The sequence below is a fragment of the Dactylosporangium thailandense genome (assembly GCF_059739745.1).
This window is the reverse complement of the sequence record NZ_AP029195.1, coordinates 7,617,504-7,644,010: the sequence shown is the minus strand read 5'-3', so window position 1 is coordinate 7,644,010 and position 26,507 is coordinate 7,617,504. Positions and strand designations below refer to the sequence as shown.

The 26,507-nt window shown below is 73.9% G+C and carries 23 protein-coding genes; 19 read left to right on the top strand and 4 right to left on the bottom strand.

Going from position 1 to position 26,507, the window contains the following annotated elements; all coding sequences use genetic code 11:
* Nucleotides 1-3: 3 nt before the first annotated feature.
* Nucleotides 4-1,272: an ATP-binding protein gene (locus AC6JBM_RS33900; RefSeq protein WP_497978069.1), complete on the top strand. Its 1,269-nt coding sequence runs from the start codon at nt 4-6 to the stop codon at nt 1,270-1,272.
* A gap of 55 nt (nt 1,273-1,327) precedes the next feature.
* On the opposite strand, the gene AC6JBM_RS33895 is transcribed toward AC6JBM_RS33900, so the two are convergent.
* Complete coding sequence (locus AC6JBM_RS33895) at nt 1,328-1,945, bottom strand: hypothetical protein (RefSeq protein WP_497978068.1); 618 nt, start codon at nt 1,943-1,945, stop codon at nt 1,328-1,330.
* 108 nt (nt 1,946-2,053) lie between these two features.
* On the opposite strand from AC6JBM_RS33895, the gene AC6JBM_RS33890 reads away from it, so the two are divergent.
* The 5 genes from AC6JBM_RS33890 to AC6JBM_RS33870 all read left to right on the top strand — a co-directional run bounded on the left by AC6JBM_RS33890 (nt 2,054) and on the right by AC6JBM_RS33870 (nt 6,532).
* Nucleotides 2,054-2,425, top strand: a complete 372-nt coding sequence (locus tag AC6JBM_RS33890) for a CREC-EF hand family protein (protein ID WP_497978067.1) — start codon at nt 2,054-2,056, stop codon at nt 2,423-2,425.
* Nucleotides 2,426-2,487: 62 nt separating this feature from the next.
* A complete protein-coding gene (locus tag AC6JBM_RS33885; protein ID WP_497978066.1) occupies nt 2,488-2,622 on the top strand; it encodes a hypothetical protein in 135 nt (44 codons plus the stop codon).
* 367 nt (nt 2,623-2,989) lie between these two features.
* Nucleotides 2,990-3,793 carry a HesA/MoeB/ThiF family protein gene (locus tag AC6JBM_RS33880; protein ID WP_497986569.1) on the top strand — a complete coding sequence of 268 codons (804 nt, stop codon included), beginning with the start codon at nt 2,990-2,992 and terminating at the stop codon, nt 3,791-3,793.
* Between the two features lies 1 nt (nt 3,794).
* Entirely contained in the window at nt 3,795-4,979 is a 1,185-nt protein-coding gene (locus AC6JBM_RS33875; protein ID WP_497978065.1) for a hypothetical protein, read from the top strand.
* 38 nt (nt 4,980-5,017) lie between these two features.
* Nucleotides 5,018-6,532, top strand: coding sequence for a PucR family transcriptional regulator (locus tag AC6JBM_RS33870; protein ID WP_497978064.1), 1,515 nt, complete (start codon nt 5,018-5,020; stop codon nt 6,530-6,532).
* Nucleotides 6,533-6,549: 17 nt separating this feature from the next.
* Here AC6JBM_RS33870 and AC6JBM_RS33865 read toward each other — a convergent pair whose 3' ends face one another.
* On the bottom strand, nt 6,550-7,569 hold the full coding sequence (locus AC6JBM_RS33865; protein ID WP_497978063.1) for a coiled-coil domain-containing protein: 1,020 nt from the start codon (nt 7,567-7,569) through the stop codon (nt 6,550-6,552).
* A gap of 53 nt (nt 7,570-7,622) precedes the next feature.
* Here AC6JBM_RS33865 and AC6JBM_RS33860 point away from each other — a divergent pair, with 53 nt between their 5' ends.
* The 7 genes from AC6JBM_RS33860 to AC6JBM_RS33830 all read left to right on the top strand — a co-directional run bounded on the left by AC6JBM_RS33860 (nt 7,623) and on the right by AC6JBM_RS33830 (nt 16,135).
* Complete coding sequence (locus AC6JBM_RS33860) at nt 7,623-8,891, top strand: aspartate aminotransferase family protein (protein ID WP_497978062.1); 1,269 nt, start codon at nt 7,623-7,625, stop codon at nt 8,889-8,891.
* A gap of 351 nt (nt 8,892-9,242) precedes the next feature.
* Complete coding sequence (locus tag AC6JBM_RS33855) at nt 9,243-10,238, top strand: MurR/RpiR family transcriptional regulator (protein ID WP_350615339.1); 996 nt, start codon at nt 9,243-9,245, stop codon at nt 10,236-10,238.
* Nucleotides 10,239-10,276: 38 nt separating this feature from the next.
* A complete protein-coding gene (locus AC6JBM_RS33850; RefSeq protein WP_350615469.1) occupies nt 10,277-11,029 on the top strand; it encodes a sugar isomerase domain-containing protein in 753 nt (250 codons plus the stop codon).
* A gap of 22 nt (nt 11,030-11,051) precedes the next feature.
* Complete coding sequence (ngcE, locus tag AC6JBM_RS33845) at nt 11,052-12,455, top strand: N-acetylglucosamine/diacetylchitobiose ABC transporter substrate-binding protein (protein WP_497978061.1); 1,404 nt, start codon at nt 11,052-11,054, stop codon at nt 12,453-12,455.
* 30 nt (nt 12,456-12,485) lie between these two features.
* The gene (locus AC6JBM_RS33840) at nt 12,486-13,427 is read left to right on the top strand and encodes a carbohydrate ABC transporter permease (RefSeq protein WP_497978060.1); all 942 of its coding nucleotides are present in this window, start codon (nt 12,486-12,488) and stop codon (nt 13,425-13,427) included.
* 151 nt (nt 13,428-13,578) lie between these two features.
* Nucleotides 13,579-14,385: a carbohydrate ABC transporter permease gene (locus AC6JBM_RS33835; protein ID WP_497986568.1), complete on the top strand. Its 807-nt coding sequence runs from the start codon at nt 13,579-13,581 to the stop codon at nt 14,383-14,385.
* Nucleotides 14,386-14,449: 64 nt separating this feature from the next.
* Nucleotides 14,450-16,135 carry a bifunctional 3'-5' exonuclease/DNA polymerase gene (locus tag AC6JBM_RS33830; RefSeq protein ID WP_497978059.1) on the top strand — a complete coding sequence of 562 codons (1,686 nt, stop codon included), beginning with the start codon at nt 14,450-14,452 and terminating at the stop codon, nt 16,133-16,135.
* 164 nt (nt 16,136-16,299) lie between these two features.
* Here AC6JBM_RS33830 and AC6JBM_RS33825 read toward each other — a convergent pair whose 3' ends face one another.
* Nucleotides 16,300-16,797, bottom strand: coding sequence for an NUDIX domain-containing protein (locus tag AC6JBM_RS33825; protein ID WP_497978058.1), 498 nt, complete (start codon nt 16,795-16,797; stop codon nt 16,300-16,302).
* 74 nt (nt 16,798-16,871) lie between these two features.
* Between AC6JBM_RS33825 and AC6JBM_RS33820 the strand changes: the two genes are divergently transcribed.
* Nucleotides 16,872-17,456: a nucleotidyltransferase family protein gene (locus AC6JBM_RS33820; RefSeq protein ID WP_497986567.1), complete on the top strand. Its 585-nt coding sequence runs from the start codon at nt 16,872-16,874 to the stop codon at nt 17,454-17,456.
* Between the two features lie 202 nt (nt 17,457-17,658).
* Here AC6JBM_RS33820 and AC6JBM_RS33815 read toward each other — a convergent pair whose 3' ends face one another.
* Complete coding sequence (locus AC6JBM_RS33815) at nt 17,659-20,754, bottom strand: hypothetical protein (protein WP_497978057.1); 3,096 nt, start codon at nt 20,752-20,754, stop codon at nt 17,659-17,661.
* Nucleotides 20,755-21,036: 282 nt separating this feature from the next.
* Here AC6JBM_RS33815 and AC6JBM_RS33810 point away from each other — a divergent pair, with 282 nt between their 5' ends.
* From AC6JBM_RS33810 to AC6JBM_RS33790, 5 genes are all read left to right on the top strand, one after another.
* Entirely contained in the window at nt 21,037-21,252 is a 216-nt protein-coding gene (locus AC6JBM_RS33810; RefSeq protein WP_497978056.1) for a hypothetical protein, read from the top strand.
* On the top strand, nt 21,245-22,387 hold the full coding sequence (locus AC6JBM_RS33805; protein WP_497978055.1) for an XdhC family protein: 1,143 nt from the start codon (nt 21,245-21,247) through the stop codon (nt 22,385-22,387). Before AC6JBM_RS33810 ends, AC6JBM_RS33805 begins: the two co-directional genes overlap by 8 nt.
* 486 nt (nt 22,388-22,873) lie before the next feature.
* Nucleotides 22,874-23,119 carry a hypothetical protein gene (locus AC6JBM_RS33800; RefSeq protein ID WP_350615351.1) on the top strand — a complete coding sequence of 82 codons (246 nt, stop codon included), beginning with the start codon at nt 22,874-22,876 and terminating at the stop codon, nt 23,117-23,119.
* Nucleotides 23,120-23,433: 314 nt separating this feature from the next.
* On the top strand, nt 23,434-24,153 hold the full coding sequence (locus AC6JBM_RS33795; RefSeq protein ID WP_497978054.1) for an SRPBCC family protein: 720 nt from the start codon (nt 23,434-23,436) through the stop codon (nt 24,151-24,153).
* A gap of 77 nt (nt 24,154-24,230) precedes the next feature.
* On the top strand, nt 24,231-26,483 hold the full coding sequence (locus AC6JBM_RS33790) for a S8 family serine peptidase (protein ID WP_497978053.1): 2,253 nt from the start codon (nt 24,231-24,233) through the stop codon (nt 26,481-26,483).
* Nucleotides 26,484-26,507 lie beyond the last annotated feature (24 nt).

Below are 26,507 nucleotides of genomic sequence, written 5' to 3'. Positions count from 1 at the left end.
CGCGTGGCGGCCGGCGCCGGTCAGGTCGACGCCCGCCGCTTCGAGGCCGGCCTCACCGACGCCCGGGCCGCGCTGGCCGGCGGCGACCCGGACGGCGCGCTGGCCGCCGCCGAGGCGGCCCTGCGGCTGTGGCGCGGCCCGGCGCTGCTGGACGTGGCGGGCGAGCTGTTCGCGCAGGCCGAGATCGCGCGCCTCACCGAGCTGCGGCGGGTCGCCGAGGACCTGCGCGTCGAGTGCCTGCTCGCGCTCGGGCGCACGGCCGAGGCGGTGGCCCGTTCGGCCGAGGTCGTGGCCGCGGAGCCGCTGCGGGAGCGCGGCCGGGCGCAGCTCATGCTGGGGCTGTACCGCGCCGGGCGTCCGGCCGAGGCCCTGGCCGCCTACCACGAGCTGCGCGCCCTGCTGGCCGAGCAGTTCGGCCTCGACCCGGGCGAGGAGCTGCGGGCGCTGGCCGCGGCGATGCTGCGCCAGGACGCCGGGCTGACCCCCGCCCCCGTCCCGGCCCCTGACCCGGCCCCCCAGCCGGTCAACGCGATCCCGCCCGTCCTCGACCGCTTCGTCGGGCGGGAGCGGGAGCTCGCCGAGGTCCGGGCGCTGCTCGACGAGCACCGGCTGGTCACCGTCACCGGCCCCGGCGGCGCCGGCAAGACCCGGCTCGCCATGGAGCTGTGCCGGGGCCTGGCCGTCGACGTGCGCCTCGCCGAGCTCGCCGGCGTCGAGGACGGCACGCTGCTGGAGCCGGCGCTGACGCAGGCGTTCGGGCTGGCGGTGCCGACCGGCGTGGCCGGGATCGCCGAGGCCGCCGGCGACCGGCCGGTCGTGCTGCTGCTGGACAACGGCGAGCAGCTGCTCGCCGAGCTGGCCGGCGTCGTCCGCCGGCTGCTGGCGCAGGTGCCGGGCCTGCGCGTCCTGCTCACCTCCCGCTCGCCGCTGAGCATCGCGGGGGAGCGGCAGTACGCGATGCCGCCGCTGCCCGCGGGCACCGCCGCGGTGGAGCTGTTCCTGGACCGGGCCGCGGCCGTCGCGCCCGGCTGGACCTGCGGCGAGGCCGAGCGGGCGGTCGTCGCGGCCCTCTGCGAGCGCCTCGACGGGCTACCGCTGGCCGTCGAGCTGGCCGCGGCCCAGTTGCTCGCGCTCTCACCCGCGCAGATCCTGGACCGGCTCGACGACCCGCGGGCGCTGGTCAGCCCGCGGCGCGACGTCGACGAGCGGCACCGCGCCTCGACGGCGCCGAGCGGGTCGCGGGGGAGGGCGACGGCGTGCTCGCGCCGCTGACCGGGCTGATCACCAAGTCGCTCGTCACGGTGCTGCCGGTCGCCGGGCCCCGGCGCTACCGCATGCTGCGGACCTGCGGCAGTACGCCGAGCGCCGCCTCACCCCCGACGGCCACGCCGACCTGCGCCGCCGTCACCTCGCGTGGTCCTGCGAGCTCGCCGCGCAGGCCGACCGGGCGCTGCGCGGGCCGGACGCGCGGCGGTGGTTCCGCGCCGTCGAGGCCAAGCAGGACGACGCGCGCGCCGCCCTCGCCCACGGGCTGGCGGACCCGGCCGGCGCCGGCGCCGCGCTGCGGCTGGCCGGCGACCTGAGCTGGTTCTGGTACCGCGGCGGCCACATCGTCGAGGGCCTGCGCTGGCTGGAGGCCGCGCTCGCCGCCGCCCCGGACGCGCCCGAGGACGCCCGGGCGCGGGCGCTCACCGGCGTCGCCTGCCTGCGGTACCTCGGCGGCGACCTCCCGGCCAGCGGCACCGCGATCCGGGCCGCGCTGGAGCTGGCCCGGGCGGGTGGCGCCCCCGCCACGCTGGCCCGCGCGGCGGTCTACCACACCCTGCTGCTGGGCCTGTCGGGCCGGATCGAGGAGGGCCGCCGGGCGGGCGAGGAGGCGCACGCCCTGGCGGCGGCGTGCGGCGAGGACTGGCTGCTGGCCGAGGCCCTCATCAGCATCGGCCACGTCGCCTGGGCCGGCGGGGACCCGCAGGGCGCCGCCGCCGCGCTCGACGAGGCGATCGAGGCCGGCACCCGCAGCGGCTTCGCCTGGTCCGCCTCCTCCGCCCGGTGGATGCGGGCCGAGCTGGCGCTGGGCGCCGGCGCGCACGAGGAGGCGCTGCGCCTGGCCGGCCGCGCGGTGGCCGACCTCGACGAGCAGGACGACGTGACCGGCTGGCTGGCCACCGCGCACCTGCTGGCGGGCGCGCTCGCGCACACCGGCCGGCCCGCCGACGGCGCCGTGCTGCTCGGCGCGGTCGACGCGCTCGGCGGCCGGGTCGGCTACGCGCCGGAGCGCATGGACCCGCTCAACGCCCCCGGCCACGTCGAGGCGGTCGCGTCCCGGCTCGACCCGGACGCCTACGCCGCGGCGCTCGCGCGGGGCCGGCGGATGGACCGGGCCGCGGTCCGCGCCCACCTGGGAGCCCTCGACCGGCGCTCGTAGCAGGGTCGCAGGCCGGTTGCACGCGGGCTGCACGCCGCCTGCACGCGGCCCGGTCCAGCCTGGTGGTCGGACGGGCAGCCCCGTCGATCCGTCACGACCCGAAGGAGATTCCCATGAAGATCACGGTCAAGAAGGTGGAGCGCATCGAGGCCACGCGGGTCCACCTGGACCCGGACGCGAACATCGGCACGCTGTAGTGCGCCTCCGGCCGGCCCGGGCTCGCCGCCCGGGCCGGCCGGCCCCTTCCCGCCCGAAGCGCGTCTTCCCGAGAGGAGGGCCGATGCGGCCCAGACTCAAACCCATCTCCGTCGTCCGGCGGCCCGCCGAGGTGATCCTGCTCGGGCGCTCCCTCGAGCTGACGTACCTCGCCGACCCCGACGGCAGCGTCGCGGCGCTGCTGGAGATCCTCGCCCGGGGCGCGCACCCCGTCGCCGGGCTGCCGGCCGCCATGCGCGGGCGCGGCTTCACGGTCACCGAGGCGGACATGGCGGCCGCCGTCGCCGCCCTCGACGAGGTGGGCGTGCTGCTGCGAGCCGACTCCGACGCCGGCTCGACCCGGACACCCTGCGCCGCTACGAGAGCAACCTGCGCTTCTACGACCTCTACGCCGGCCTGCAACGCCCCGGCGCGGCCTTCCACCGGGCCATGCGCGACGCCGACGTGCTGCTGCTCGGCGCCGGCGGCGTGGGCAGCGGGGTCCTGCAGTCCCTGGTCGGCCTCGGGGCCGGGCGGGTCCGGCTGGTCGACTTCGACATGGTCGAGGAGAAGAACCTGGCCCGGCAGTTCGCCTACACCCACGGCGACGTCGGGCGGGCCAAGGTGGACGCGGCGCGGGACTGGGCGGCGCGCTACTCCCCGGGCACCACGGCCGTCGAGGCCGTCCACGAGCGGGTGGCCGACGCCGGCACGATCCGCCGGCTGGGCGCGGGCGCGTCCGTCGTGGTGAGCTGCATCGACTCCCCGATCGACATCCAGCTGCTGGTCAACGAGGCCTGCTTCGCGCTGGGCGTGCCGTTCGTGACCGGCGGCCTGCAGTACTCGACCCTGTTCTACTGGTCGGTGGAGCCCGGGGTCAGCCCGTGCCGGCTGTGCCTGGAGCTCAACCGCGCCGACGAGGGCGCGGCGGCCGGGCCCGGGCAGTCGGTCATGCTCTCGGCGGAGTCCGTCAACCGGGCCACCGGGCCGGTCGCGCAGGTGCTCGCCGGGTTCATGGCGCTGGAGACCGGGCGGTACCTGACCCGCACCGACCCGCCGGTGGCAGCGGCGACGTACCACACCTTCGAGCTGGCCGACGGGATGCGCACGACCCGGGAGCCGTGGCCGCGGCACCCGGCCTGCGCGCTGTGCGGCCCCGCGGCGGCGGCCTGAGATGCCGCCGCTGACCCAGATCAGGGCCCTGACGCTGGTCGCCGACGGGGACGGCTACGTGGTGGGTAGCCCGCACACGGCCGAGTACGTCGAGGTGCCGCCGCTCGGCGCGCGGATCATCGAGTGGCTCCAGGAGGGCGTGGACGTCGCCGAGTGCGAGCGGCGGGCCGCCGAGGCGGCCGGCGAGCCGGTCGACGTGCCCGGCTTCCTGACCACCCTGGGCGATGAGGGCCTCTTCACCGCGGCGGCCGGCGACGACGGCGCCGATCCGGGCCCCCGCCTGCGCCGGCGGGCCGGCGCGGCGCTCTTCCACCCGCTGGCCTGGGCCTTCTACGCCCTGGCCGCCGTCGCGGCGCCGGTGCTGCTCGTCGCGGTGCCGTCGCTGCGCCCGTCGTACCGCGACGGGTTCCCGTTCCACACCCAGCTGCTCAACATCGTCGCCGTCAGCGCGCTGGGCATCGGGGCGGCCGCCCTGCACGAGGCCGCCCACGTGCTCGCCGCCGCCCGGCACGGGCTGCGCAGCCGCCTGGCCGTGACCCGCCGGCTGTACTTCGTCACCTTCCAGGCCGACCTGACCCGCCTGTGGAGCCTGCCGCGGCGGGCGCGCTACGGCCCGCTGCTGGCCGGCGTGGCCTGGGACCTGGTCGTGCTCGCCGCCGCGCTGCTGGCGCAGGCGTCCCTGGCCGGCGCGCTCGGCCCGATGGCCGTCGGGCTGCTGCGGGCGCTGGCGCTGGTGCAGGTCACCGCCCTGGTCGCCCAGCTGCTGGTCTTCATGCGCACCGACGCCTACGCGCTGCTGGTCAACGCGACCGGCTGCAAGACGCTGTGGGCCACGAAGGGCGCGCTGCTGCGGCGGTACCTGCGCCGCGCCACCCCGGCCGACGAGGAGCACCTGGCCGGCACGGGGGCGGGCGAGATCGCGTGGGCGCGGCGGTACCTGTGGCTGTACGTGCCCGGGATCGCGCTGGCGCTCGGCTACCTCGCCACCTTCGCCGTGCCGGGCACGCTGCACCTCATCCGGCTCTGCCTCGCCCCGATCCGCGCCGGCGGGCTGGGCACGGTCGCGGCCTGGGCGGGCCTGGCGGCGCTGCTCATCGCCGCCGTGCCGTCCGCGCTGGCGTTGCTGGGCGCGGCCCGCAGCGGCCTGCGCGTGCTGCGCACGGCGACGTTGCGGCGACCCGAGTGACCTTGCGCGGCCGGTGCGCCGCTGTAGCATCCGCGCTGATGTTTCCGACCGTCCGCGAGGTGCTCGAGCTGGAGCCGGTGCGCAACGGCGCCCCGCGCGTCGTGGCGGGCGAGCGCGGGCTCGACCAGGCCGTCCGGTGGGTGCACAGCTCCGAGGTGCCCGACATCGCGACGCTGCTGCGCGGCGGGGAGCTGGTGCTCACCACCGGGATCGGGCTGCCGGCGGACGAGGCGGGGCTGCGGCGGTACATCACCGATCTCGCCGAGGTCGGCGCGTGCGGGCTCGCCGTGGAGCTCGGCCGGCGGTACGCGCGGCGGCTGCCGGCGGTCCTGGTGCGCACGGCCGACGCGCTCGGCCTGCCGCTGGTCGAGCTGCACCGCGGGACGCCGTTCGTGGCCATCACCGAGGCCGTGCACTCGATGATCATCGACGCCCAGCTGGCCGAGCTGCGCGCGGCGGAGGAGATCCACCAGCGCTTCACCGACCTCTCCGTCGAGGGCGCCGGGCCGGCCGAGGTCGTCGCGCAGGCCGCGGCCCTGTCCGGGGCGCCCGTGGTGCTCGAGAACCTCTCGCGGCAGGTGCTCGCCTACGACGCGGCCGGCGGCTCGGCGCAGCTCCTGCTGGCCAGCTGGGAGGCGCACTCGCGGGCCATCCGCCCGGCCGGGCGCACCGGCTTCGACCCGGGCTCGGGCTGGCTGGTGACCGCCGTGGGCGCCCGCGGGCAGGACTGGGGCCGGCTGCTCATGCGGGTCGCGTCGGCGCAGGCGCGGTACGTCATCCTCATCGAACGCGCCGCCTCGGCCCTCGCGCTCGGGCGCCTGATCGACCCCGACCCCGAGGGGCCGCAGCGCACCCTGCTCCAGGCGCTGCTCAACCACTCGATGCCGGTCGAGGAGGTGATGCTGCGGGCGCGGGCGCTGGGCGTGCCCCTGGAGCGGCGCATGTTGGCCGGTGTGGTCGTGCGGCCACAGGTGCCAGCCGGGCGAATTCTGTCCGACATGGCGGTGAAAGGCCTCGTCGGCGCACTCGACGCGAACTCGACGGGCGTGCTGATCGCGCACGCGACCGAGGAAGTCATCCGCATGTTCGCGGAGAAAGTCCACAAATTGGACGCCGGCGCGATCGTGGCGGCGGGCGAGATCGTGTCCACGGCCCGGGAGGCGCGCCGGTCGCTCGTCGAGGCGGTGCAGGTCGCCGACGCCGTACGCCATCCGGCCGGCGGGGTCGTCCGCCTCGCCGACGTGGGCCTGGCCGGCCTGCTGCACATGCTGCGCGACGAGCCGCGGCTGCAGACCTTCGTGGAGCGCGAGCTCGGCCCGCTGCTGGCCTACGACGCCCGCAACCCGCGCGAGCAGCTGCTGGAGGTGCTGCGGGTGTACCTCGAGTGCGGCCGCAACAAGTCCGCCGCGGCCGAGCACAGCCACCTGTCGAGGCCCGCGTTCTACGAGCGGCTCGCGCGCATCAGCAAGGTCTCCGGCGCCGACCTCGACTCGGTGCAGGCGTGCCTGTCCCTGCACGTGGCCCTGCTGGCCCTGGAGGCGCTGCGCAGCTGACCACCGCGCCGAGCGGCCTACTGCATCGAGATGTGCACGTGGTTGTAGTGGTCGCCGGCCGGGGTGCCGTCGCCGCCGTAGGACTTCCAGCCGCTGCTGGGCTGCCAGATCCGCTTGTACCAGATCACGTACTTGATACCGAGGTTCTTCGCGTTCGCCAATGCCCAGGCCGCGAGGTTGTCGCCGTACGTCTTGTCCGCCCCGGTCGCCCGCGCGTTCACGAATGTCGATGCATTGGCCGAGAAGTCGCACGCCTTGCCGAGCGGGTGGTCGCCGCCCCCGCCGCTGCGGTAGCACGACGTGTAGTGCGTGAACCCGGCCTTGCGGGCCTCGTTGTACATGTTCGTCGTGCGCGGCGACTGGCACCCGGAGGTGGTGGGATCGTCGCCGGTGCAGCCCTCCTTCGGGTAGGACCCGTCGGAGTTGCGCGCCACCGGGTTCGTGGTGACCTTGCCGCCCGTCGGGGCGCCCGAGCTGACGTCGGCCCCGCCGCCGGCCTTGCGCAGCGCGTCCTCGGCGGCCTTCTTGTTGGCCTCCATGATCTTCAGCTGCGCCTGCTGGTTGGCCACGGCCGCGTCGACGTCCTTGCGCTGCTGCTCGAGCTGGCGCTGGGTCTCGGCGATCTCGTGCAGCTGCTTGTTCTCCTGCTGCAGCATGTATTCGACGGTGACCATGTTGTGCAGCATGTCCTCGGGGTTGTCGGCGCCGAGGACGACGTTGGTGATGCTGACCCGGTTGCCGCGGTACGCCGCGTTGGCGATCGTCCCCGCGGACGCCTGCAGCTCGGCGAGGCGCGCCTGGCTCTTGGCCATCTGCTCGCCGATCGCGGCCTGGTCGGCCGTGGACTTGTCCAGCCGGCCCTTGGCATCGTTGTACTCGGCCGTCGCCTTGTCCAGGGCCTGACGCACGGTGAGGTTCTGGCCGCCGTCCTCGTCCGCGCCGGGTGTCGGTTCCGCCAGTGCGGCGCTACCGAACGTGGTCACCAGCACCAGCGCGGTGACCAGGAGCGTGAGGAGCCGTCTCGGTGCCGTCGACATCGCGGCACAGCATATCGAAGCGACCTGAAAACGCCAGCGCGAGAATGGACCCCATGGACGACCTCCTCACCCGGCACCGGCGGGTCATGCCCGGCTGGATGCCCGTGTACTACGACGAGCCCCTCGAACTCGTCACCGGCAAGGGTTCCCGCGTCACGGACAGTAATGGAAAAACATATCTCGACTTCTTCGGCGGAGTCCTCACCAACTCGCTCGGTTACGACCTGCCGGAGGTGCGCGAGGCGGTCGAGCGGCAGCTGCGCACCGGCCTGGTGCACACCTCCACGCTGTACCTGATCCGCCAGCAGGTCGAGCTGGCCGAGAAGATCGCCCGGCTCTCCGGCATCCCGGACGCGCGGGTCTTCTTCACCAACTCCGGCACCGAGGCGAACGAGGCGGCGCTGCAGGTCGCGACGAACACCCGCGGCAGCAACAGCATCCTGGCCGTGCGCAACAGCTACCACGGCCGCACGGCGGCGACGATCGCGGTGACCGGCAACCGGGCCTGGTCGGCGTCGGCCTACAGCCCGTACAACGTGAGCTACCTGCACTCCGGCGACCGCCTGCGGGGGCTGCTGCGGGGGATGAGCGACGAGCGGTACCTCGAGGCGGCCGAGGAGGACCTCCGCGAGGTGCTCGCGACCACGACCGCCGGCCCGGTCGCGTGCCTCATCGCCGAGCCGATCCAGGGCGTCGGCGGGTTCACGCACGGGCCGGACAAGCTCATGGCCGTCTGGCAGCGGGTCCTCGACGAGCACGGGATCCTGCTGATCTCGGACGAGGTGCAGACCGGCTGGGGGCGCACCGGCGAGCACTTCTGGGGCTACCAGGCCCACGGCGTCACGCCCGACCTGCTCACGTTCGCCAAGGGCATCGGCAACGGCTTCGCCCTGGCCGGCGTGGTCGGGCGGGCGGAGGTGCTCGAGTCGGTGCAGGGCATCTCGTTCTCGACCTTCGGCGGCAACCCGATCTCCACGGCGGCCGGCAACGCGGTGCTCGACTACATCCTCGACCACGATCTGCAGGCCAACGCGGCGCGCGTGGGAGCGCTCCTGCTCGACGGCCTGCGCGCGGTCGAGAGCCCGATCGTGGCAGAGGTGCGGGGCAAGGGGCTCATGATCGGCATCGAGCTGACCAGCGCGGCGGCGACCGCGGCGGTCTTCGAGTCCTGCCGGCGCGACGGCCTGCTGGTCGGCAAGGGCGGCCTCTACGGCACCGTGATCCGGATGGGCCCGCCGCTGAACCTCACCGAGGCCGACGCGCGGGAAGGTTTGGAAATTCTGACCAGGGCTCTCGTCGAGCACGGGAGCGTTACGGTCTGAGAACGCCCAGGTCACCATGAAAATTCTCGGTCGGGCCGAACCATCCCAAGCGGGCTGGTTCGGCCTTTTCCGTGAAAACCGGCAGATTCGGGCCGGCCGCTCCACGTAACAAATCGGGCGTAAATCCGGCCGGACACTGCCACCGGGACGGTCTCGGGTGGTCTGCTGGGGCGAGCGCCGGGCACCCGTGTCTCAAGATCGAGATGTGGTCTGAGCTGGCCTTTTAGGTCCTATTAAGATCCACTTCGCAGGTAACAGTTTGAAAACTTCGCCCAACTCCTTGACAAGAAGGGGGCCTCAGTAAGAACTTTTACCACTAACAGTTAAGGAACCTTGCTGAAAGGGAGCGCGATGGTGTCTCGCGAGGAGCTCACGACGGTGGTGCCGACCGCCGTCAGTGCCTCGCCGCCGGCGTCCGCTCCGACCTCGCCCGCCCCGGTCGACGGATTCGCCGCCGGCGGCAACGGCGAGAGCGTCCTGGTCCGCGTCCGCGCCGGGCTCCCCGAGCTCACCGGGGCCTTGCAGCGCGTGGCCGAGCTGATCCTCGCCGACCCGGCCGCCGCGGCCCGCTCGACCATCGTCGAGCTCGCCGAGCGCTCCGGCACCTCGCCCGCCACCGTGACCCGCTTCTGCCGGGCGCTGGGCTTCGTCGGCTACGCCGACCTGCGGCTGGCCATCGCCGGCGAGACCGGCCGGGCCGCCCGCACCGGCGGCTGGACGATGGACATCGGCCGCGAGATCCAGCCGACCGACCCGCTGGAGCGGGTGCTCGGCCAGATCATGGCCGCCGACACCCAGGCGATGCACGACACCGCCTCCCTGCTGGACCTCGGCGAGGTCGAGCGGGCCGCGGACGCCATCGCCCGCGCCGACCGGGTCGACATCTACGGCGCGAGCGGCAGCGCGCTGGTCGGCGGGGAGATGCAGTTCTGCCTGCACCGCATCGGCATCGCCGCCTGGGCCTGGACCGACGTGCACAACGGCCTGGCCAGCGCGGCGCTGCTCAAGGGCGGCGACGTAGCCCTCGGCGTCTCCCACAGCGGGCAGACCCGCGAGACGATCGAGATGATCGCCGAGGCGAGCAGCCGGGGCGCGACGACGATCGCGCTGACCAGCTTCCCGCGCTCGCCGCTGGCCGAGGTCGCCGACATCGTCCTGCTCACCGCGACGCAGGCGACCACCTTCCGGCCGGACGCCCTCTCGGCCCGGCACCCGCAGCTCGTGGTGCTCGACCTGCTGTACATCGCGGTCGCCCAGCGCACCCACGAGCGCGCCCACGCAGCGTTCTCCGTCACGGCCCAGGCGGTCGCCGGCCATCGGTCGGCCTCCGGAAAGGAAGCGTCGTGACCACCCTCCAGGACGCTCGCGCGGGAAAGGGCGACGGGATGGCCGTCACCGCTCACGGTTACGTCTCCGCGATCCAGTCGGTCATCGACCGGATCGCCTCCACCCAGGCCGACAACGTCAGCAAGGCGGCGGAGCACATCGCCGACTCGCTGCGCGCCGGCGGCCTCCTCCAGGCGTTCGGCACGGGACACTCCGAGGCGGTGGCGGTGGATTTCGCCGGCCGCGCCGGAGGCCTCGTGCCGACGAACAAGATCCTCCTGCGGGACCTCGTCGTCTACGGCGGGGAGGACCCGAAGATCCTCGAGAACGAGAAGCTGGAGCGCGATCCGAAGATCGCGGCCCGGCTCTACGAGATCGCCGCGCCACGTCCCGAGGACGTGTTCGTGATGGCCTCACAGTCGGGGATCAACGGGGGGATCGTCGAAATGGCGCTGCTGATCAAGCAGCGCGGGCACAAGTTGATCGCCATCACATCGGTCGAGCACACCGTCCGGGTGTCCCCCAGGCACCCCTCGGGCCAGCGGCTCGCCGACATTGCCGACGTCGTGCTGGACAACGGCGCGCCGTACGGCGACGCACTGCTGTCGCTGGATAGCGGCGGCGCGGTCTGCCCGGTCTCTTCGGTCACCAACGCGCTGCTGGCGCAGCTGGTGGTCGCCGAGGTCGTGCGACGCATCGAGGCCGCGGGCGAGGTGGCTCCCGTCTACCTGTCCGCAAACGTCCCCGGCGGGGACGAGCACAACCACACCCTCGAGTCGCGGTACGCCGGGCGTGTCCGGCGAACCGCCTGACCCGAACCGAGGAGACCCCCAAATGTCCAATGAACTGACTCGTCGTACCGTCCTGCGGCGCGCGGCTGCGGCGGGCCTGCTCGCCACCCCCGCCGCCGGGCTGCTCTCCGCCTGCGCCGGCTCGGACGCCACGTCCGACAAGGGCAGCGACACCGGGACCAAGTCGGCCGACAACCCGTTCGGCGTCAAGGACGGCAGCACCGTCAAGGTCGTCGTCTTCGACGGTGGTCTGGGCACCGACTACGCGAAGAAGGACGTGCAGATCTTCAACGCGAAGCACGCCAACGTCACGGTGAACCAGAGCGCCACCCAGAAGATCAAGACGCAGGAGCAGCCGAAGATGGCTACCACTCCGAGCGACCTGATCAACAACTCGGGTGCCGACATCATGGACACCAGCACGCTGATCAACGAGAACGCGATCCAGGCGCTGGACGACCTGCTCGACGCCCCGACCTGGGACGGCTCCGGCAAGATCCGTGACTCGCTGCTGCCGGGCACGATCAACGACGGCACCTACAACGGCAAGTTCTACACGCTCAAGTACGCCTACACGGTGTGGGGCATGTGGTACAACGCCGCCCTGTTCGAGAAGAACAGCTGGACCGCGCCGAAGACCTGGGACGAGTTCTTCACCCTCGCCCCGAAGATCAAGGCCGCCGGCATCGCGCCGTTCGTCTACGACGGCGTGCACGGCTACTACCCGCGCTGGCACGTCATGGCCACCGTGTGGAACGCGGCCGGCAAGCAGGCTGTCGTCGACATCGACAACCTCAAGCCGGACGCCTGGAAGGCCGCGGGCATCCTCGAGGGCCTGCAGAACATCGAGAAGATGGTCAAGGACCAGCTGATCCTGGCCGGCAGCCAGGGCCTCAACCACACCCAGTCGCAGCAGGCGCACCTCGACGGCAAGGCCGCCTTCATCCAGGTCGGCACCTGGTACAAGAACGAGATGGCCAAGACCCTGCCGCCGGACTTCAAGCTGACGCTGTCGAACTACTGGGACGTGGCCAGCCCGAAGGCGGCCGGCGCGGTCTTCGCCGGTGCCGGCGAGGACTGGGTCGTCCCGGCCAAGGCCGAGAACGCGGCCGGCGCGAAGGAGTACCTGCGCGCGATGCTGTCCTCCGAGGGCGCGGGCGCGTTCGCCTCGCTGACCAAGTCCCTGGCGTCGGTCAAGGGCTCGGGCGACAAGGTGGACGACTCGGCGCTGGCGAGCGCGAACACGCTCATGAAGAGCGCGCCCGCCGACCTGATCTCCTTCCGCTTCCCGGACTTCTACGCCGACTACGGCAAGGAGAGCGAGAACCTCTGCGAGGACCTCATGGCCGGTCGCGTCGACGCGGCCGGGTTCGTGAGCAAGATGCAGGCGGCCGCCGACAAGATCGCCAAGGACCCGAACATCAAGAAGCAGACCCGCACCAACTGACCCCGTTTCCCGGTTAGGTAGTGACTGATCATGCGGCACGGTAAAGCGCGGTTCGTGACGGGCTTCCTCGCCCTTCCGGTACTGCTCTTCGCGTTCTACGTGGTGTGGCCGTTCGCCCAGGCGGTGGGGTACTCGTTCACCGACTGGGGCGGCTACTCGGACAAGCAGAACTTCGTCGGCGTGGACAACTACGTCCGGCTGTTCAAGGACGAGCTTGTGCACAAGGCCTTCTGGCACAACGTGTTCTTCCTCGTCACCGTGCCGCTGTTCACGATCGCGCTGGCCTTGTTCTTCGCGTTCCTGCTCAATGTGGGCGGACGCGGAGACAAGGCCGGCATCCGGGGTGTGTTCGGGTCCAGCGTCTACAAGGTCATCTTCTTCTTCCCGCAGGTGCTGTCGCTGGTCCTCATCGCGGTCATGTGGCAGCAGATCTACCGCACCGACGATCAGGGCCTGCTCAACGGCCTGCTCATCAAGTTCGGCCTGCTCGACCCCCAGCACCCCAACCTGTTCGTCGCCGACCCCACCCCGATCCTCGGCATCCCCGCCGTGCTCTGGTGGCTGCTGCTCATCGCGATCTGGAGCGGCGTCGGCTTCTACATGGTGCTGTTCTCCGCCGCCATGCAGGGCATCCCGAAGGACATCTACGAGGCGGCGCTGCTCGACGGCGCCGGCCGGGTGCACACGTTCATGCGGATCACCCTGCCCCTGCTGCGCGACAACATCTCGGTCGCCTGGGTCTACCTGGGCATCACCGCCCTGGACATGTTCGCCCTGGTCTACGTCATGACCCCCAGCCAGGGCGGCCCCGACCACGCCTCCGAGATCTTCGCCTCGGTGATTCAGTTCACCGCCTTCAACCGCGGTCAGTTCGGGTACGCGTGCGCCCTCGGTGTCGCGCTCGCCATCTTCACGATGCTGATCGCCGCCCTCCAGCTGCGGATCACCCGCCGCGAACGAATCGAGTTCTGACATGGCTGACGTGGTGGTGAACGACAGGCGCACGGCCTCCGGCGGCGGTGGTTCGCGCCGCGCGGTACCGAAGGCCGCGGCGGAGCCGGCCAAGATCGGCGACAAGGTGTTCGGGGGCTTCTCCCACCTGTTCCTGATCGTGTGGGCCCTGATGGTCGTCTACCCGATCCTGTGGGTGGTGATCTCGTCCTTCAAGGAGGACAAGTACATCATCAAGGAGCCGCTCTCCCTGAACCCGCACGCGCTGCAGTGGGACAACTTCTCCCGCGCGTGGACCAAGGGCGGGCTGGGCGAGTTCTTCTTCAACACCGTGATCGTCGTCGGCGGCGGCGTGATCCTCACCATGCTGCTGGGCTCGATGGCCGCCTACGTGCTGGCCCGCTACGAGTTCCCGGGCAACCGGGCGATCTACTTCCTGTTCCTGTCGGGCCTGACGCTGCCGGTGTACCTCGCCGTCGTGCCGCTGTACAAGGGCGTCTTCAACTCCGGCGTGTCGATCCCGCTGCTCGGCCTGAACTCCCGGGTCATGCTCATCCTCGTGTACGTCGCCTGGTCGCTGTCGTTCACGATCTTCTTCATGCACTCGTTCTTCCGCACGCTGCCGACCTCGGTCGCCGAGGCGGCGCTGGTGGACGGGGCCTCGCACAGCACGCTGTTCTTCCGCGTGATGCTGCCGATGGCCAAGCCGGGCCTGATCTCGATCGGCATCTTCAACGTGCTGGGCCAGTGGAACCAGTGGTACCTGCCGACCGTGCTCATGCAGGACACCACCGGCGCCGGCAAGGTCCACGAGGTGCTGGCCCAGGGCCTGATCAGCCTGTCGGTGCAGCAGGGCTACAAGTCCGACTGGTCGGGCCTGTTCGCCGGCCTCACGATGGCCATGCTGCCCGTGCTCATCGTCTACATCGCGTTCCAGCGGCAGGTGCAGGCCGGCCTCACCGGCGGCATCTCCAAGTAACCCGAGCCCGCGCGGCCCCGGCGCTTCCACGAGAAGTACCGGGGCCGTGCGATGTAATGACCGAATGCTCGTCGCGCTCACGCCCTCCGGCACCGGCGGCCTCCTGCGGCCGCTGGCCGACGACGGCACGCCCACCGGCGCCGAGCAGCACGTCCAGGACCTGGCGGGGGCGGTCGCTCGAGTCGAGTCACGCGATCGCCCCCGCTGGCTCTGGGCGTCCACCGCCGAGATCTACCCGCGCCTGGTGCGCGCGGGTGTGCGCGTCGAGCGCTGCCACGATCTCGAGCTCGCCGAGGCGCTCCTGCTCGGCGCGGAGGGCGCCTGGGGCCAGCCCCGAACGCTCGCCGCGGCGAGCGCCCGCCTGGCGGGACGGCCGGTGCCGCCCGACCCGCCGGCGCGGGCGGCCGAGCCACCCGGACTGTCGCAGGATTCGCTCTTCGACGCCTTCGATGCTGCTGCGGTACCGCTGGAAGAGCTGACGGCCGTCTATCGGGCGCAACGGCGCCGGGTCGAGGCGCTGCCGGAGCTCGAGTCCGCGCACGCCCTCGCGCCCCGGGCGGGCGGCATGCGCACCCTGATCGCCGCCGAGTCCGCGGGCGCCCTCGTCGCCGTCGAGATGGGCCTGGCCGGCCTGCCCTGGCGCGCCGACGTCCACGACGCTCTGCTGCGCGAGATGCTCGGCCCGCCCTCCCCGGTCGGCGGCCCGCCCGCGCGCCTGGCCGAGCTCGGCGTGCGCCTCAACGAGGCCCTCGGCCAGCGCGTCCACCCCGACTCCCCGGCCGAGCTGCTGCGCGCCTTCGCCCGGGTCGGCATCATGCTGCGCAGCACCCGCAAGTGGGAGCTGGAGCACGTCGAGCACCCGGCGGTGCCGATCCTGCTGGAGTACAAGGAGCTCTATCGCCTCTGGACGGCGCACGGGTGGAGCTGGCTCGAGCAGTGGGTCACGGGCGGGCGGTTCCGCGCCGAGTACATCCCGGGCGGCGTCGTCTCCGGCCGCTGGGCGACCCGCGGCGGCGGCGCCCTGCAGATCCCCAAGATCGTGCGCCGCGCCGTGGTCGCCGACCCCGGCTGGGCGTTCGTCGTCGCCGACGCCGGCCAGCTCGAGCCGCGGGTGCTCGCCGCCGTCTCCGGCGACCGGCGCCTGGCCCGCGCGGGCGCGGCCGGGGACCTCTACGCGGCGCTGGCCGCCGAGGCGTTCGGCGGCGACCGGATGAAGGGCAAGATCGCGCTGCTCGGCGCGATGTACGGCCAGACCGGCGGCAGCGCCGCGCCCGCCCTCGCCGCCCTGCGCCGCTTCTACCCGGCCGCCTGGGACCTCGTGGAGGAGGCGGCCCGCACCGGCGAGGCCGGGGGACTGGTGCGCACCTGGCTCGGCCGCACCTGCCCCCCGGCGTCGGTGACCTGGCGCGAGGGGTTCGACGAGCCCGGGGCCGAGGTCGAGTCCCGCGGCGGGGCCAGGGGCCGGGCCCGGGGCCGGTTCACGCGCAACTTCGTCATCCAGGGCACCGCCGCTGAGTGGGCGCTGGTGCTGCTGGCCCGCCTCCGCGCGGCGCTCGCCGGGCGCCGCGCGGAGCTGGTGTTCTTCCAGCACGACGAGGTCATCGTGCACTGCCCGCGCGACGAGGCCGAGGCGGTCGCGGCCGCCGTGCACGCCGCGGGCGAGGAGGCCCGGCGCCTGCTGTTCGGCGACACCGAGGTCCGCTTCCCCCTCGACGTGTCGATCGTCGGCTGCTACTTCGACGCGAAGTAGGCGGCCGGCGAGCCTCCCCTTGGACGTGTCGATCGTCGGCTGCTACTTCGACGCGAAGTAGGCGGCCGGCGAGCCTCCCCTTGGACGTGTCGATCGTCGGCTGCTACTTCGACGCGAAGTAGGCGGCCGGCGAGCCTCCCCTTGGACGTGTCGATCGTCGGCTGCTACTTCGACGCGAAGTAGGCGGCCAGCATGTCGGTGTGCGTGGAGAAGCAGAGGGGCTGCGGGCCGACGGAGATCTCGAAGCCGAGCGACTCCTCCGTCCGCGTGGAGGCGGGCAGGTCGGCGAGGGGGCGCGGCGGCAGCACCCCGAAGACGATGAGGTTCCCGCTCGGCACGCTGTGCACGTCGAAGAGCCGCACGTCGGCCGCGTCCGCGAGGATCGTGGTCTCCTCGCGCAGCTCGCGCACGGCCGCCTCCTGCCAGGTCTCGCCGACCTCGATGAACCCGCCCGGCAGCGCCAGCTCGCCGCGCATCGGCTCGATGTCGCGGCGCACCACCACGATGCCGCGCCCCTGGTCGGTGTCGACCGGCAGCAGCGTCACCGCGACCGGCAGCGGATTGCGCCAGGTGGTCTCGCCGCACGCGGCACAGACCCGCGGCCAGGGCGCCCCTTGCGGATAGGCGGCACCGCAGTACGAACAGTGATCATGGAGGGCCATGAGCATGGAGCCTATCGAGCGCGTACTAGTCTGATCCGAGTCGGTGCTGAAACCGTCGGACGTAGGAGAGCCCGCTGAGCGCGATTGCCGGACTCGTACTCGCCGCAGGTGGTGGCCGCCGGTTCGGCGGTCCCAAGGCCCTCGTGCGCCACGAGGACGGCCACCTGCTGGTCGAGCGCGCCGTCGCCACCCTGCGCGACGGCGGCTGCACCCGCATCTGGGTCGTCCTGGGCGCCGAGTCCGCCCGAGTCCGCACCGAGGCGTCCCTGGGCGACGTGACGCTGCTGGACAACCCGGCGTGGAAGAGCGGCATGGGCTCGTCCCTGCGCGTCGGGCTGGCCGCCCTGGCGGAGACCGACGTGGAGGCCGTGACGGTCCTGCTCGTCGACACCCCGGGCATCGGCCCGGACGCGGTGGCCCGCATGCTGGCCGCGGCCCCGTCCGGCCCGGGCGCCCTGCTGACCGCGACGTACAAGGGCAAGCGGGGCCACCCGGTGATCCTCGGCCGCGGCCACTGGCCGGGCGTGACCACCCTGGCCACGGCGGACGTGGGCGCGCGGGCCTACCTGGTGGCCCATGCGGACCAGGTCCAGGGCGTGCCGTGCGAGGACATCGCCGACGACACCGACCTCGACGTGCCGGCCGACCCGGCGCAGTGACCGCCTTCGCGAGCCGGGCTCCGCGCGGTCACTGCTGACGGTGGGCGGGCTGTTCTGACGGCGGGCGGGCTGTGCTGACAGTGGGCGCGCTGTGCTGACGGTGGGCGGGCTGTGCTGACGGCGGGCGCACTGTGCTGACGGTGGGCGGGCTGTTCTGACGGCGGGTCAGTGCTGACGGTGGGCGGGCTGTTCTGACGGCGGGTCAGTGCTGACGGTGGGCGCGGGCCCAGAGCGCCGCCCAGCCGCCCGCCCCGATCCACGCGGCCGGGACCAGCAGCCCGTGCTCGGCGATGCGCTCCCAGAAGACGTCCCGGTCCGCCCCCAGCTCGGCCGCGTCCGGCCAGGCGGCCTGCCACGGCCCGTCCTCGTCGTGCAGCGCCGAGGCCGGGAACCCGGGCACGGTGACGCGGCGAGGCCCGGCGACCGCCACCCCCGGCCCCGCCCACGACGTCACCGCGAGCGCGCACGCGCACAGCATCGCCACGCCGATCCCGTCCGGCCGCCGCCCGGCGAGCACCGGCGACCCGCCGCGCAGCAGCGTGCCCGCCGCCCGCCGGACCCGCCGGGAGACCACCTCGACGGTGCGCGCCTCGGCCACGCCCGGGGCCTTGGCCACGGTCCGCAACGCCCCCGCCAGCGGCTCGTCCAGCGCCAGCGGCGCCAGCTCGGCCACCCCGTAGTCCGCCAGCACCCCACCGAGCGGCCGCACCCCGCCGGCCAGCCAGACCTGCCCCGCGGTGAGCCCGTCCCCGTCCCGCGCCGGACCCACTGCGGGACCCGCCGTCCGACCCACTGCGGGACCCGCCGCCGTCCCCGCCGCCCGACCCGCCGCGGGACCCGCCGCCCCCGCCGCCCGACCCGCCGCCGTCCCCGCCGCGGGGTCGCCCGCCTCGAGCGCCGCGGCCACCGCCCGGACCAGCGCCGCCGGCGACATCCGCCGCAGCGCCGTCATCGCCGCCACGCCGTCGCCCGCCGTCCCGTCCGTCAGCCGCGCGAGGAGCGACACCGCCGCGGCCACCGGCTCCGAGCGCACCGCCGAGGCCGCGAGGGACCCGAGCGCCGCCGCGTGCTCGGCCGAGATCCGGCCGGCCGGCGTGCGCACCCGCCCGCGACGCTGCCGCGCCGGCTCCGGGGCATGCCGCGGTGCCGGCGGCTCGGCCGCGCGCGGCCGCCCGGGATCCGGCGGCGGCGGCAGCGTGGCCACCCACGCCCGGAACCGCTCGGCCAGCTCCGGCTCCGGGTCCTGGTTGAACCGCGCCCGCAGCTGCTGAATGCGCCACCCGCGGGCGGTCGGGCGGAGGTCGGCGTTGAGCAGGATGCGATCCTCGGTGCGCACGGCGACGAGGAAGGCCCGCCCGGCCAGAGCGTCGGCGGTGTGCCACTGCGCGCCGATGCAGTTGCCCATGTACGCGCCCCACTCCGCCGTGCGCCGCGGCGTCAGCGCGATCTCGATCCGCTCCCCGCCGCCCGGCAGCACCGCCCCGTCGGCCGCGAGGATGGCGTCGGGCAGCGCGAACGAGCCGGTCAGCGCCTCCGCCACGGCCGCCTCGCCCCGCAGCGCCGAGATCAGCTCGCCCCAGCCGCGAGCCCGCCGGGCCGCGGCCGCGGCCGGAGCGCCGTCCCCCAGCCCGGCCAGCCCCGCGAGCTGCGCGGTGCCCCCGGCGACCAGCGCGATCGAGTCCCAGCGCGGCGCGAGCGGCGACTCCTCGGCCGCCGGGACGTCATACACGATCTGCGGGACCCGGCCGTACTCCACGACCGCCGCCGAGTCCCCGCCCAGCCGCGCGAGCGCGTCGCCGAGCTCGGCCAGCCACACCAGGTCGCCGATCGTCTCCCGGACCGGCTCGCCGCGCGCGATCCGGTGCCCGATGCTCGGGCTCTCGGCCGTGGCGAACAGGGGCGGCTGCCACCATCCGGCGGCCCGGCCGGGGGAGAGCGGCCCGGCCTTCTCCCGCCAGTCGTCCATGGACCGGGCGGCCCACCGCTCGGCGATCTTCCGCACCCGATCGTCGGGCTCCCGCACCCGATCGTCGGGCTCGTCCATCATCTCGTACAGCAGATGGTCCGCGTGCTCCAGGGCCAGCTGCCCGTACGCCCGGGCGTTGGCGATCGCGTTGCGCACGAAGGCGTCGTCGTCGCGCGATGGATGGCGCAGCCGCCGCTCGAGCCCGCGCAGGATCACCCCGGGCCGGGCGGGCAGCCCCGTGAGCCCCGGCACCGCGCGCGCCGCCAGCCGGACGGCGTGCTCGTCGAGCAGCGCCCCGGCCGCCGTGATCTCGTCGCGGTGGCGCACCAGCGCCGCGGCCGTCCCGGTGTCGGCGACGGACGCGGCGAGCCGCAGGAGCACGGTGGCGGCGAGACAGTCGTGCAGGACGCCGGTGGCGCGCTGGTGGCGGTACGACTGCGGCATGCTCCACCGCGCCGCGTCGGCCACGCTCGGCTCCCGGCGCAGGCTCCGGCGCACGGCATCGACGATCTCGTCGTCGCTGTGGCGCTCGTACCGCGCGCGCAGGTCGTCCCGCCGATCCACCCGCGCCTGCGTCTCCCGCCGCCGCCGCGTGCGCCGCCGCGCCTCCAGGTGCGCACGGACCCCGTCCCAGAGGCTCTGCAGCAGCTGCGGCCGCCGCGCCCGCGGGACGGCCTCCAGCACCTGCCGCAGGTGCTCCCCGACGACGGAGGGCAGCCCGTCGGGGAACGGGTCGGCGTCGTCGCCGTCCCCGCCCGGCTGGTGTGCGGCGTGTGGTGCCCGCGCGGCTTCTGTGCCGGTGACCTCGTGCGGCCGCACCGGTTGCTCGGGCTCGGGCGTCTCTGGTGCCCGCGCGGCCTCCGTGCCGGTGACCTCGAGCAGCCACACCAGCTGCTCGGGCCCGAGCACCTCCGCGGCCGCCACCGCGAAGCGCAGCGCGGCCCATCGGCCGTCCGCCACGGCCCGGGTCGCGGCCGCCCCGAGCGGCTTCGTCGCCTCGATCCCGAACAGCGCCACGGACACGGCGGCCGGCGCCCCGAGCGGCTCCGCCCCGAGCACGCGCAGCGCGGCCAGCATCCCGTCGCGCCGGTTGCCGGCCCCGCCCTCGATGCGCGCCGACCGAAACCCGCCGCCGAGATCCACGCCCGCGTCGGCCGCCACGACGCCGCCGCGGTCGACGAGCGCCCGGAGCCGCTCGAGCGCCGCGGCCGCCGGCGCCTCGCCGGCGTCGGCGGGCCCGACGGCGACGGGCTGCCCGGGGCGGTCCGCGCCGGGGGGCAGGACGCGTTCGTGGGGGGCCGGGACCACACCGCCGGTGAGACGCGCTGTCACGCGCCCATGATGGCGGCGGGGGCCCTGTGACGCAGCCGCATTTTCCGTGGTCGCGCCGGATTGCCGGCCGTGGGTGCGGACGACTCCCCGGCGTAGCCGCGTGTTCCGGGGCCGTGGTCGTGCCGGTACGCGGCGTGACGAATGCCGGCCGTGGGTGCGGATGGCTCTCCGGCGTAGCCGCGTGTTCCGGGGCCGTGGTCGTGCCGGCATGCGGCGTGACGAATTGCCGGTCGCCGGGCGGATCACTCCCCGACCGGCGGGGCGGAGGGGCATAGTTGGGGCGTGCCGGACTTCGCGTCGCCGGCCGCTCTCGCGGCGCGCCTGGCCGACGCGGGTCACCTCGCCGACGAGGGGCTCGCGCTGGCGGGCTTCCTCGCGCTGCGCCCGGGGGTCGGCGACTGTGCCGCCGCTCACCCGGAGGTCGATGCCCGCGTCGCGGGCCGTGCGATCGCGGCGCTGGACGCGCGGCCGCGGGACCTGGAGGGCTGCCGTGCGTGAGGTGCTCGACGACCTGCTGGGGTGGTGGCGCTCGGGCGAGCCGGTCGGCATGGCCACCGTGGTGCGCACCTGGCACAGCTCGCCCCGGCCGCCCGGCGCGACGATGCTCGCCGGGCCGGACGGCACCGCGGTCGGCAGCGTGTCGGGCGGCTGCGTCGAGGGCGCGGTCTACGAGCTCGCCCGCGAGGTGGTGGGGTCCGGCGTGCCGGTCGTCCAGCGGTACGGGGTCAGCGACGACGACGCCTTCGCCGTGGGGCTCACCTGCGGCGGCGTCATCGAGCTGCTCGTCGAGCCGGTCGACCGCGCGCGGTTCCCGGAGCTGGAGCGCGTGGCGCACGCGATCGAGCGGCGCGAGCCGGTCGCCGTGGCGTCCATCGTGGAGGGACCCGCGCGGCGCATCGGCCGGCGGCTCGTCGTCTGGCCGGATTCCCGCGACGGCACCCTGGGCTCGGCGCGCCTCGACGCCGCGGTCACCGACGACGCGCGCGGCCTGCTCGCGGCCGGGCGCACCGACACCCTGCACTACGGACCCGACGGCGAGCGCCGCGGCGAGGGCCTGGCGGTGTTCGTGGCCTCGTTCGCCCCGCCCGCGCGGATGCTCGTCTTCGGCGCCATCGACTTCGCGGCCGCGGTCGCGCGGATCGGCGGCTTCCTGGGCTACCACGTGACGGTCTGCGACGCCCGGCCGGTCTTCGCGACCTCGAAGCGCTTCCCGGACGCGGACGAGGTGATCGTCGACTGGCCGCATCGGTACCTCCAGGGCGAGATCGACGCCGGCCGCCTCGACGATCGCACGGTCGTGTGCGTGCTCACCCACGATCCGAAGTTCGACGTGCCGGTGCTGCGGGTCGCGCTGCGCCGCGAGTTCGCGTACGTGGGCGCCATGGGCTCCCGCCGCACCCACGAGGACCGCGTGGCACGCTTGCGGGAGGCCGGGGTGAGCCCGGCCGAGCTCGCGCGGCTCTCGTCGCCGATCGGCCTGGACCTGGGCGCGCGCACGCCGGAGGAGACCGCGGTGAGCATCGCGGCCGAGATCATCGCCGGGCGCTGGGGCGGCGGGGGAGCGCGGCTCACCACGACGGCGGGCCGCATCCATCACGAAATCCATCACGACGTCCGCCGCGACACGGTCTGACCTGCCCCTCCGCGTCCTCCCGCCCCGCTCCTCTCGGCCCCGTGCCCTCCACCCCGCGCCCTTTTCGGTCCCGCGTCCTCCCGCCCCGTCCATCCCGCCCGCTGCGAGGTCCCCGTGTCCTGCCGCCCGCGCCGAGGTCCCGCGTCCTCCCGCCCCGTCCATCCCGCCCGCTGCGAGGTCCCCGTGTCCTCCCGCCCGCGCCGAGGTCCCGCGTCCTCTCGCCCGCCGCGAGGCCCCCGTGTCCTCCCGCCCGGACCGAGGTCCCGCGTCCTCCCGCCCGCCGCGAGGCCTCGGTCGCCGCGTCGTGCCACGCGGCCGGGCGCGGGGAGAAGCCCACGAGCCCGCCGGCCTCACCGCGCGGCCGGCATCCCAAGTGCCCGGGTGCCCGATCGGCCGGTCGCCGCCGGGTTGCCGCCGAGGAGTGCAATGGATTCGGTCCGCAGAGCCGGTTCCGAAGCCCGCCCCGGCCCCCGTATCGTCCTGCGAATGCTCGCGACGATGCTCGCCGCCGCGTTGATCGCCGGCGTCTACGTGCTGCTGATCGCCCGGCACCTGCACAAGGCCGCCGCCCCCGGCCGCCCGCACCGCCGCCTGGCCGGCGCCGAGCGCGCCGCCACCGCGCGCCTGCTCGACGGTGACCTCGATCGCGCCGGTTACCGGGCCGAACTGGAGATGCTCGCCGCGCTGGACGCCGCCGAGCGCCCGCTGGTGGTGCCCGCGGCGGAGCACTAGGCGCCCGCTCGTGGCGCCCGCGGCGGAGCACTAGGCGCGCGTCGCCGGGCGCTCGCTGGTGGATGCCCGCGGCGGAGCACTAGGCGCCCGCTGGTGGTGCCCGCGGCGGAGCACTGAGGCCTGTTCACGATTGGGGTGGGCGGCAGACGGAATCCGGGCCCGCCGCAGTTGATGCAACAGGCCTCAGGCGCGCGGTCGCCGGTGCCGGGCTCTGCCGTCGGCGTGGTCTGCCGGGCGCTCGGCGTCCAGGGTGACTACCGTCGAGATGGCCCCGGCTCACTCGGCCGGGCCGTCGACCTATGGAGGTAGGGCCCGTGCAACTGGAGAACACCTTCACCGTGCCCGTCCCGGTCGAGCAGGCGTGGGCGGCGCTGCTGGACATCGAGCGGATCGCCCCCTGCGTGCCCGGCGCGACCCTCACCGCGGCCGAGGGCGACGACTTCACCGGCACCCTCGCGGTCGAGCTCGGCCCGGCCGCCCTGATGTTCCAGGGGTCCGGGTCGTTCGTCGAGCGCGACGAGGCCGCCCGCCGCATGGTGATCAGCGCGTCCGGGGCTGACAGCGGCGGCGGGGGCACGGCCCGGGCGCGGGTGACCGCGGCCCTGGTCGCGGAGGGTGACGGCACCCGCGTGCGCGTGGAGACCGACCTCGACGTCACGGGCGAGGCCGCGCAGGCCGGCCCCGGGCCCATCGGCGACGCCGGCGAGCGGCTGATCGGCGGGTTCGCGGACCGCCTGGCCGCGACGCTGACCGGCCCCGCGCCGGTCGCACCGGTCGCGCCGGTCGCACCGGTCGCTCCGGTCGCTCCGGTCGCTCCGGTCGCTCCGGTCGCACCGGTCGCACCGGTCGGGGCCGGCGGCGACGCGCGCGCCGGGGAGCCGATGGCGCCGGTGCAGCCCGACGCGGAGCCGGCCGACCTGCTCGCGGTCCCGGGCGTGGGCACGATCGTGCGGCGCGCGGTGCCCTACGTGGTCACGGCGGCGACGAGCTTCGCGGTGGTGCTCGGCATCATCTGGTGGATCCGCCGCCGCTGAGCGGTCTTGATCCACACCGGCGGTTCATCCGATAAGGTGACTTTGAGTTACTGTCAGATGACTAAAGGTGATGGCGGATGATCGGCATCGGAAGACGGCGCCGCCTCGGCACCCTGGCTGTCGCGGCGGCCGCCGTGATCGCTCCAGGGCTGCCGGCGAACGCCGCGCCCCCCATGGGAACCGTGTCCAACGCGGCCGTGGCGGGGGAGTCCAACGGGTACGTCGTCATGCTCAAGACGCCGCCGGGCGCGCAGAGCGCCGGGCAGGCCAAGGCGGCGGTCGCGGACGCCGCCGGCAAGATCGCGCAGCGGGTCGGCGGCGAGGTCCGCGAGCAGTACAGCACGGCCGTGCGCGGCTTCGCGATCGACAACATCGACGACGCCAAGGCCCGCCAGATCGCGGCCGACTCCAACGTGGTCAGCGTCGAGAAGAACATCATGCTGCACGCCGACGCGACCCAGGCGTCGCCGCCGTGGGGGCTGGACCGCATCGACACGCATGCGAACGCCCGGGACACTACGTACACGTACCCGAACTCGGCCCCGGACATCACCGCGTACGTCCTGGACTCCGGCATCCGCATCACGCACAACGACTTCGGCGGCCGGGCCGGCTACGGGCGCAACTTCGTCGACCGGGTGAAGAACTACTACTACAACCCGGACAACGCCAACAACAGCAACGACCCGAACAACAGCAACGACTGCGACGGCCACGGCACGCACGTCGCCGGCACGATCGGCGGCACCAGCTACGGCGTGGCGAAGCAGATCACGCTGAAGGCCGTGCGCGTGCTCGACTGCAGCGGCAACGGCTACCTGTCCGAGGTCGTGGGCGGCATCGACTGGATCACCGCGTACGCGCAGCACCCGGCCGTGGTCAACATGAGCCTCGGCTCCGACAGCCCGACGATCGTGCTCGACGCGGCCCTGAAGCGCTCCATCGCCTCCGGGCTGACCTGGTCGGTCGCGGCCGGCAACGGCGACGAGAACGGCAACCCGACCAACGCCTGCAACAACTCGCCCGGCAACGTCGCCGAGGCGATCGTGGTCGGCGCGTCGACGATCGAGGACAAGCCGGTGTACTGGTCCGACTACGGCCCCTGCGTGGACCTCTACGCGCCCGGCGTCGGCATCACCTCGGACTGGAAGGACAGCGACTCGGCGACCAAGTCGCTGGACGGCACCTCGATGGCCTCGCCGCACGTCACCGGCGCGGCCGCGCTGATCCTGCAGGCGCACCAGGACTACAACCCGACCCAGGTGCGCAACGCGCTGGTGCAGGGCTCGTCCGTCGGCGTGCTGAACATGTCGTCGTATCCGGCGTACGCCCGCAACGGCACGCCGAACCGGCTGCTGTTCGTCCGCCAGACCGACCCGGTGCGCCCGGTGGGCAAGCCGCAGAGCCTCTACAACCCGAACTTCGGCACGACCGAGGTGTACGCGCGCTCGGCGGACGCGAACAAGCTCATGTACGCGTACTGGTCCTCGGACTGGTCGGGCTGGATGGATCTCGGCGGCACGATCCAGGGCGACCCGGCGGTGCTGTACAACCCGAGGTTCGGCACGACCGAGGTGTACGCGCGGCTGTCGAACAACCACCTCGGCTACCGGTACTTCTCCAGCAACTGGTCGCCGTGGATCGACCTCGGCGGCTCCCTCGCGGGGAACCCGGCGGTCATCTACAACCCGAAGTTCGGCACGACCGAGGTGTACGCCCGCACGTCCACGAACTCGCTGGCCTACGTGTACTACTCCGGCGGCTGGTCGGGCTGGACGGACCTCGGCGGGACGCTCACCGGCGATCCCGGGGTGCTCTACAACCCGAAGTACGGGACCACCGAGGCCTACGTGGTGACCGGCGGCGGCCTGGCCTACGTGTACTACCTCGGCGGCTGGTCCGCCTGGACCGGGCTCGGCGGCTCGGTGCAGGGGACGCCGGCGGTGCTGTACAACCCGAAGTACGGGACCACGGAGGTGTACCTGCGTACGTCGGGCAACCAGCTGTCCTACGTCTACTACCTCGGCGGCTGGAGCGGCTGGACCGGCCTCGGCGGCAGCCTCGACCAGGACCCGGGCGTGGTCTACAACCGGTCCTCGGGCACCACGGAGGTCTACGTGCACACGACGGGCAGCGAGCTGCAGTACGTGTACTACCTCGGCCGCTGGTCGGGCTGGAACAACCTCGGCGGCAGCAACACCGGCGGCCCGTCGGTGCTGTACAACCCGCGGTTCGGCACTACCGAGGCCTACACGCTGGCCCAGGACGGGCACACGTACTACAAGTACTACGCCGGCGGGTGGTCGACGTACGTCGACCTGACCGCGTGACATAGGCATGTGACATAGACATCC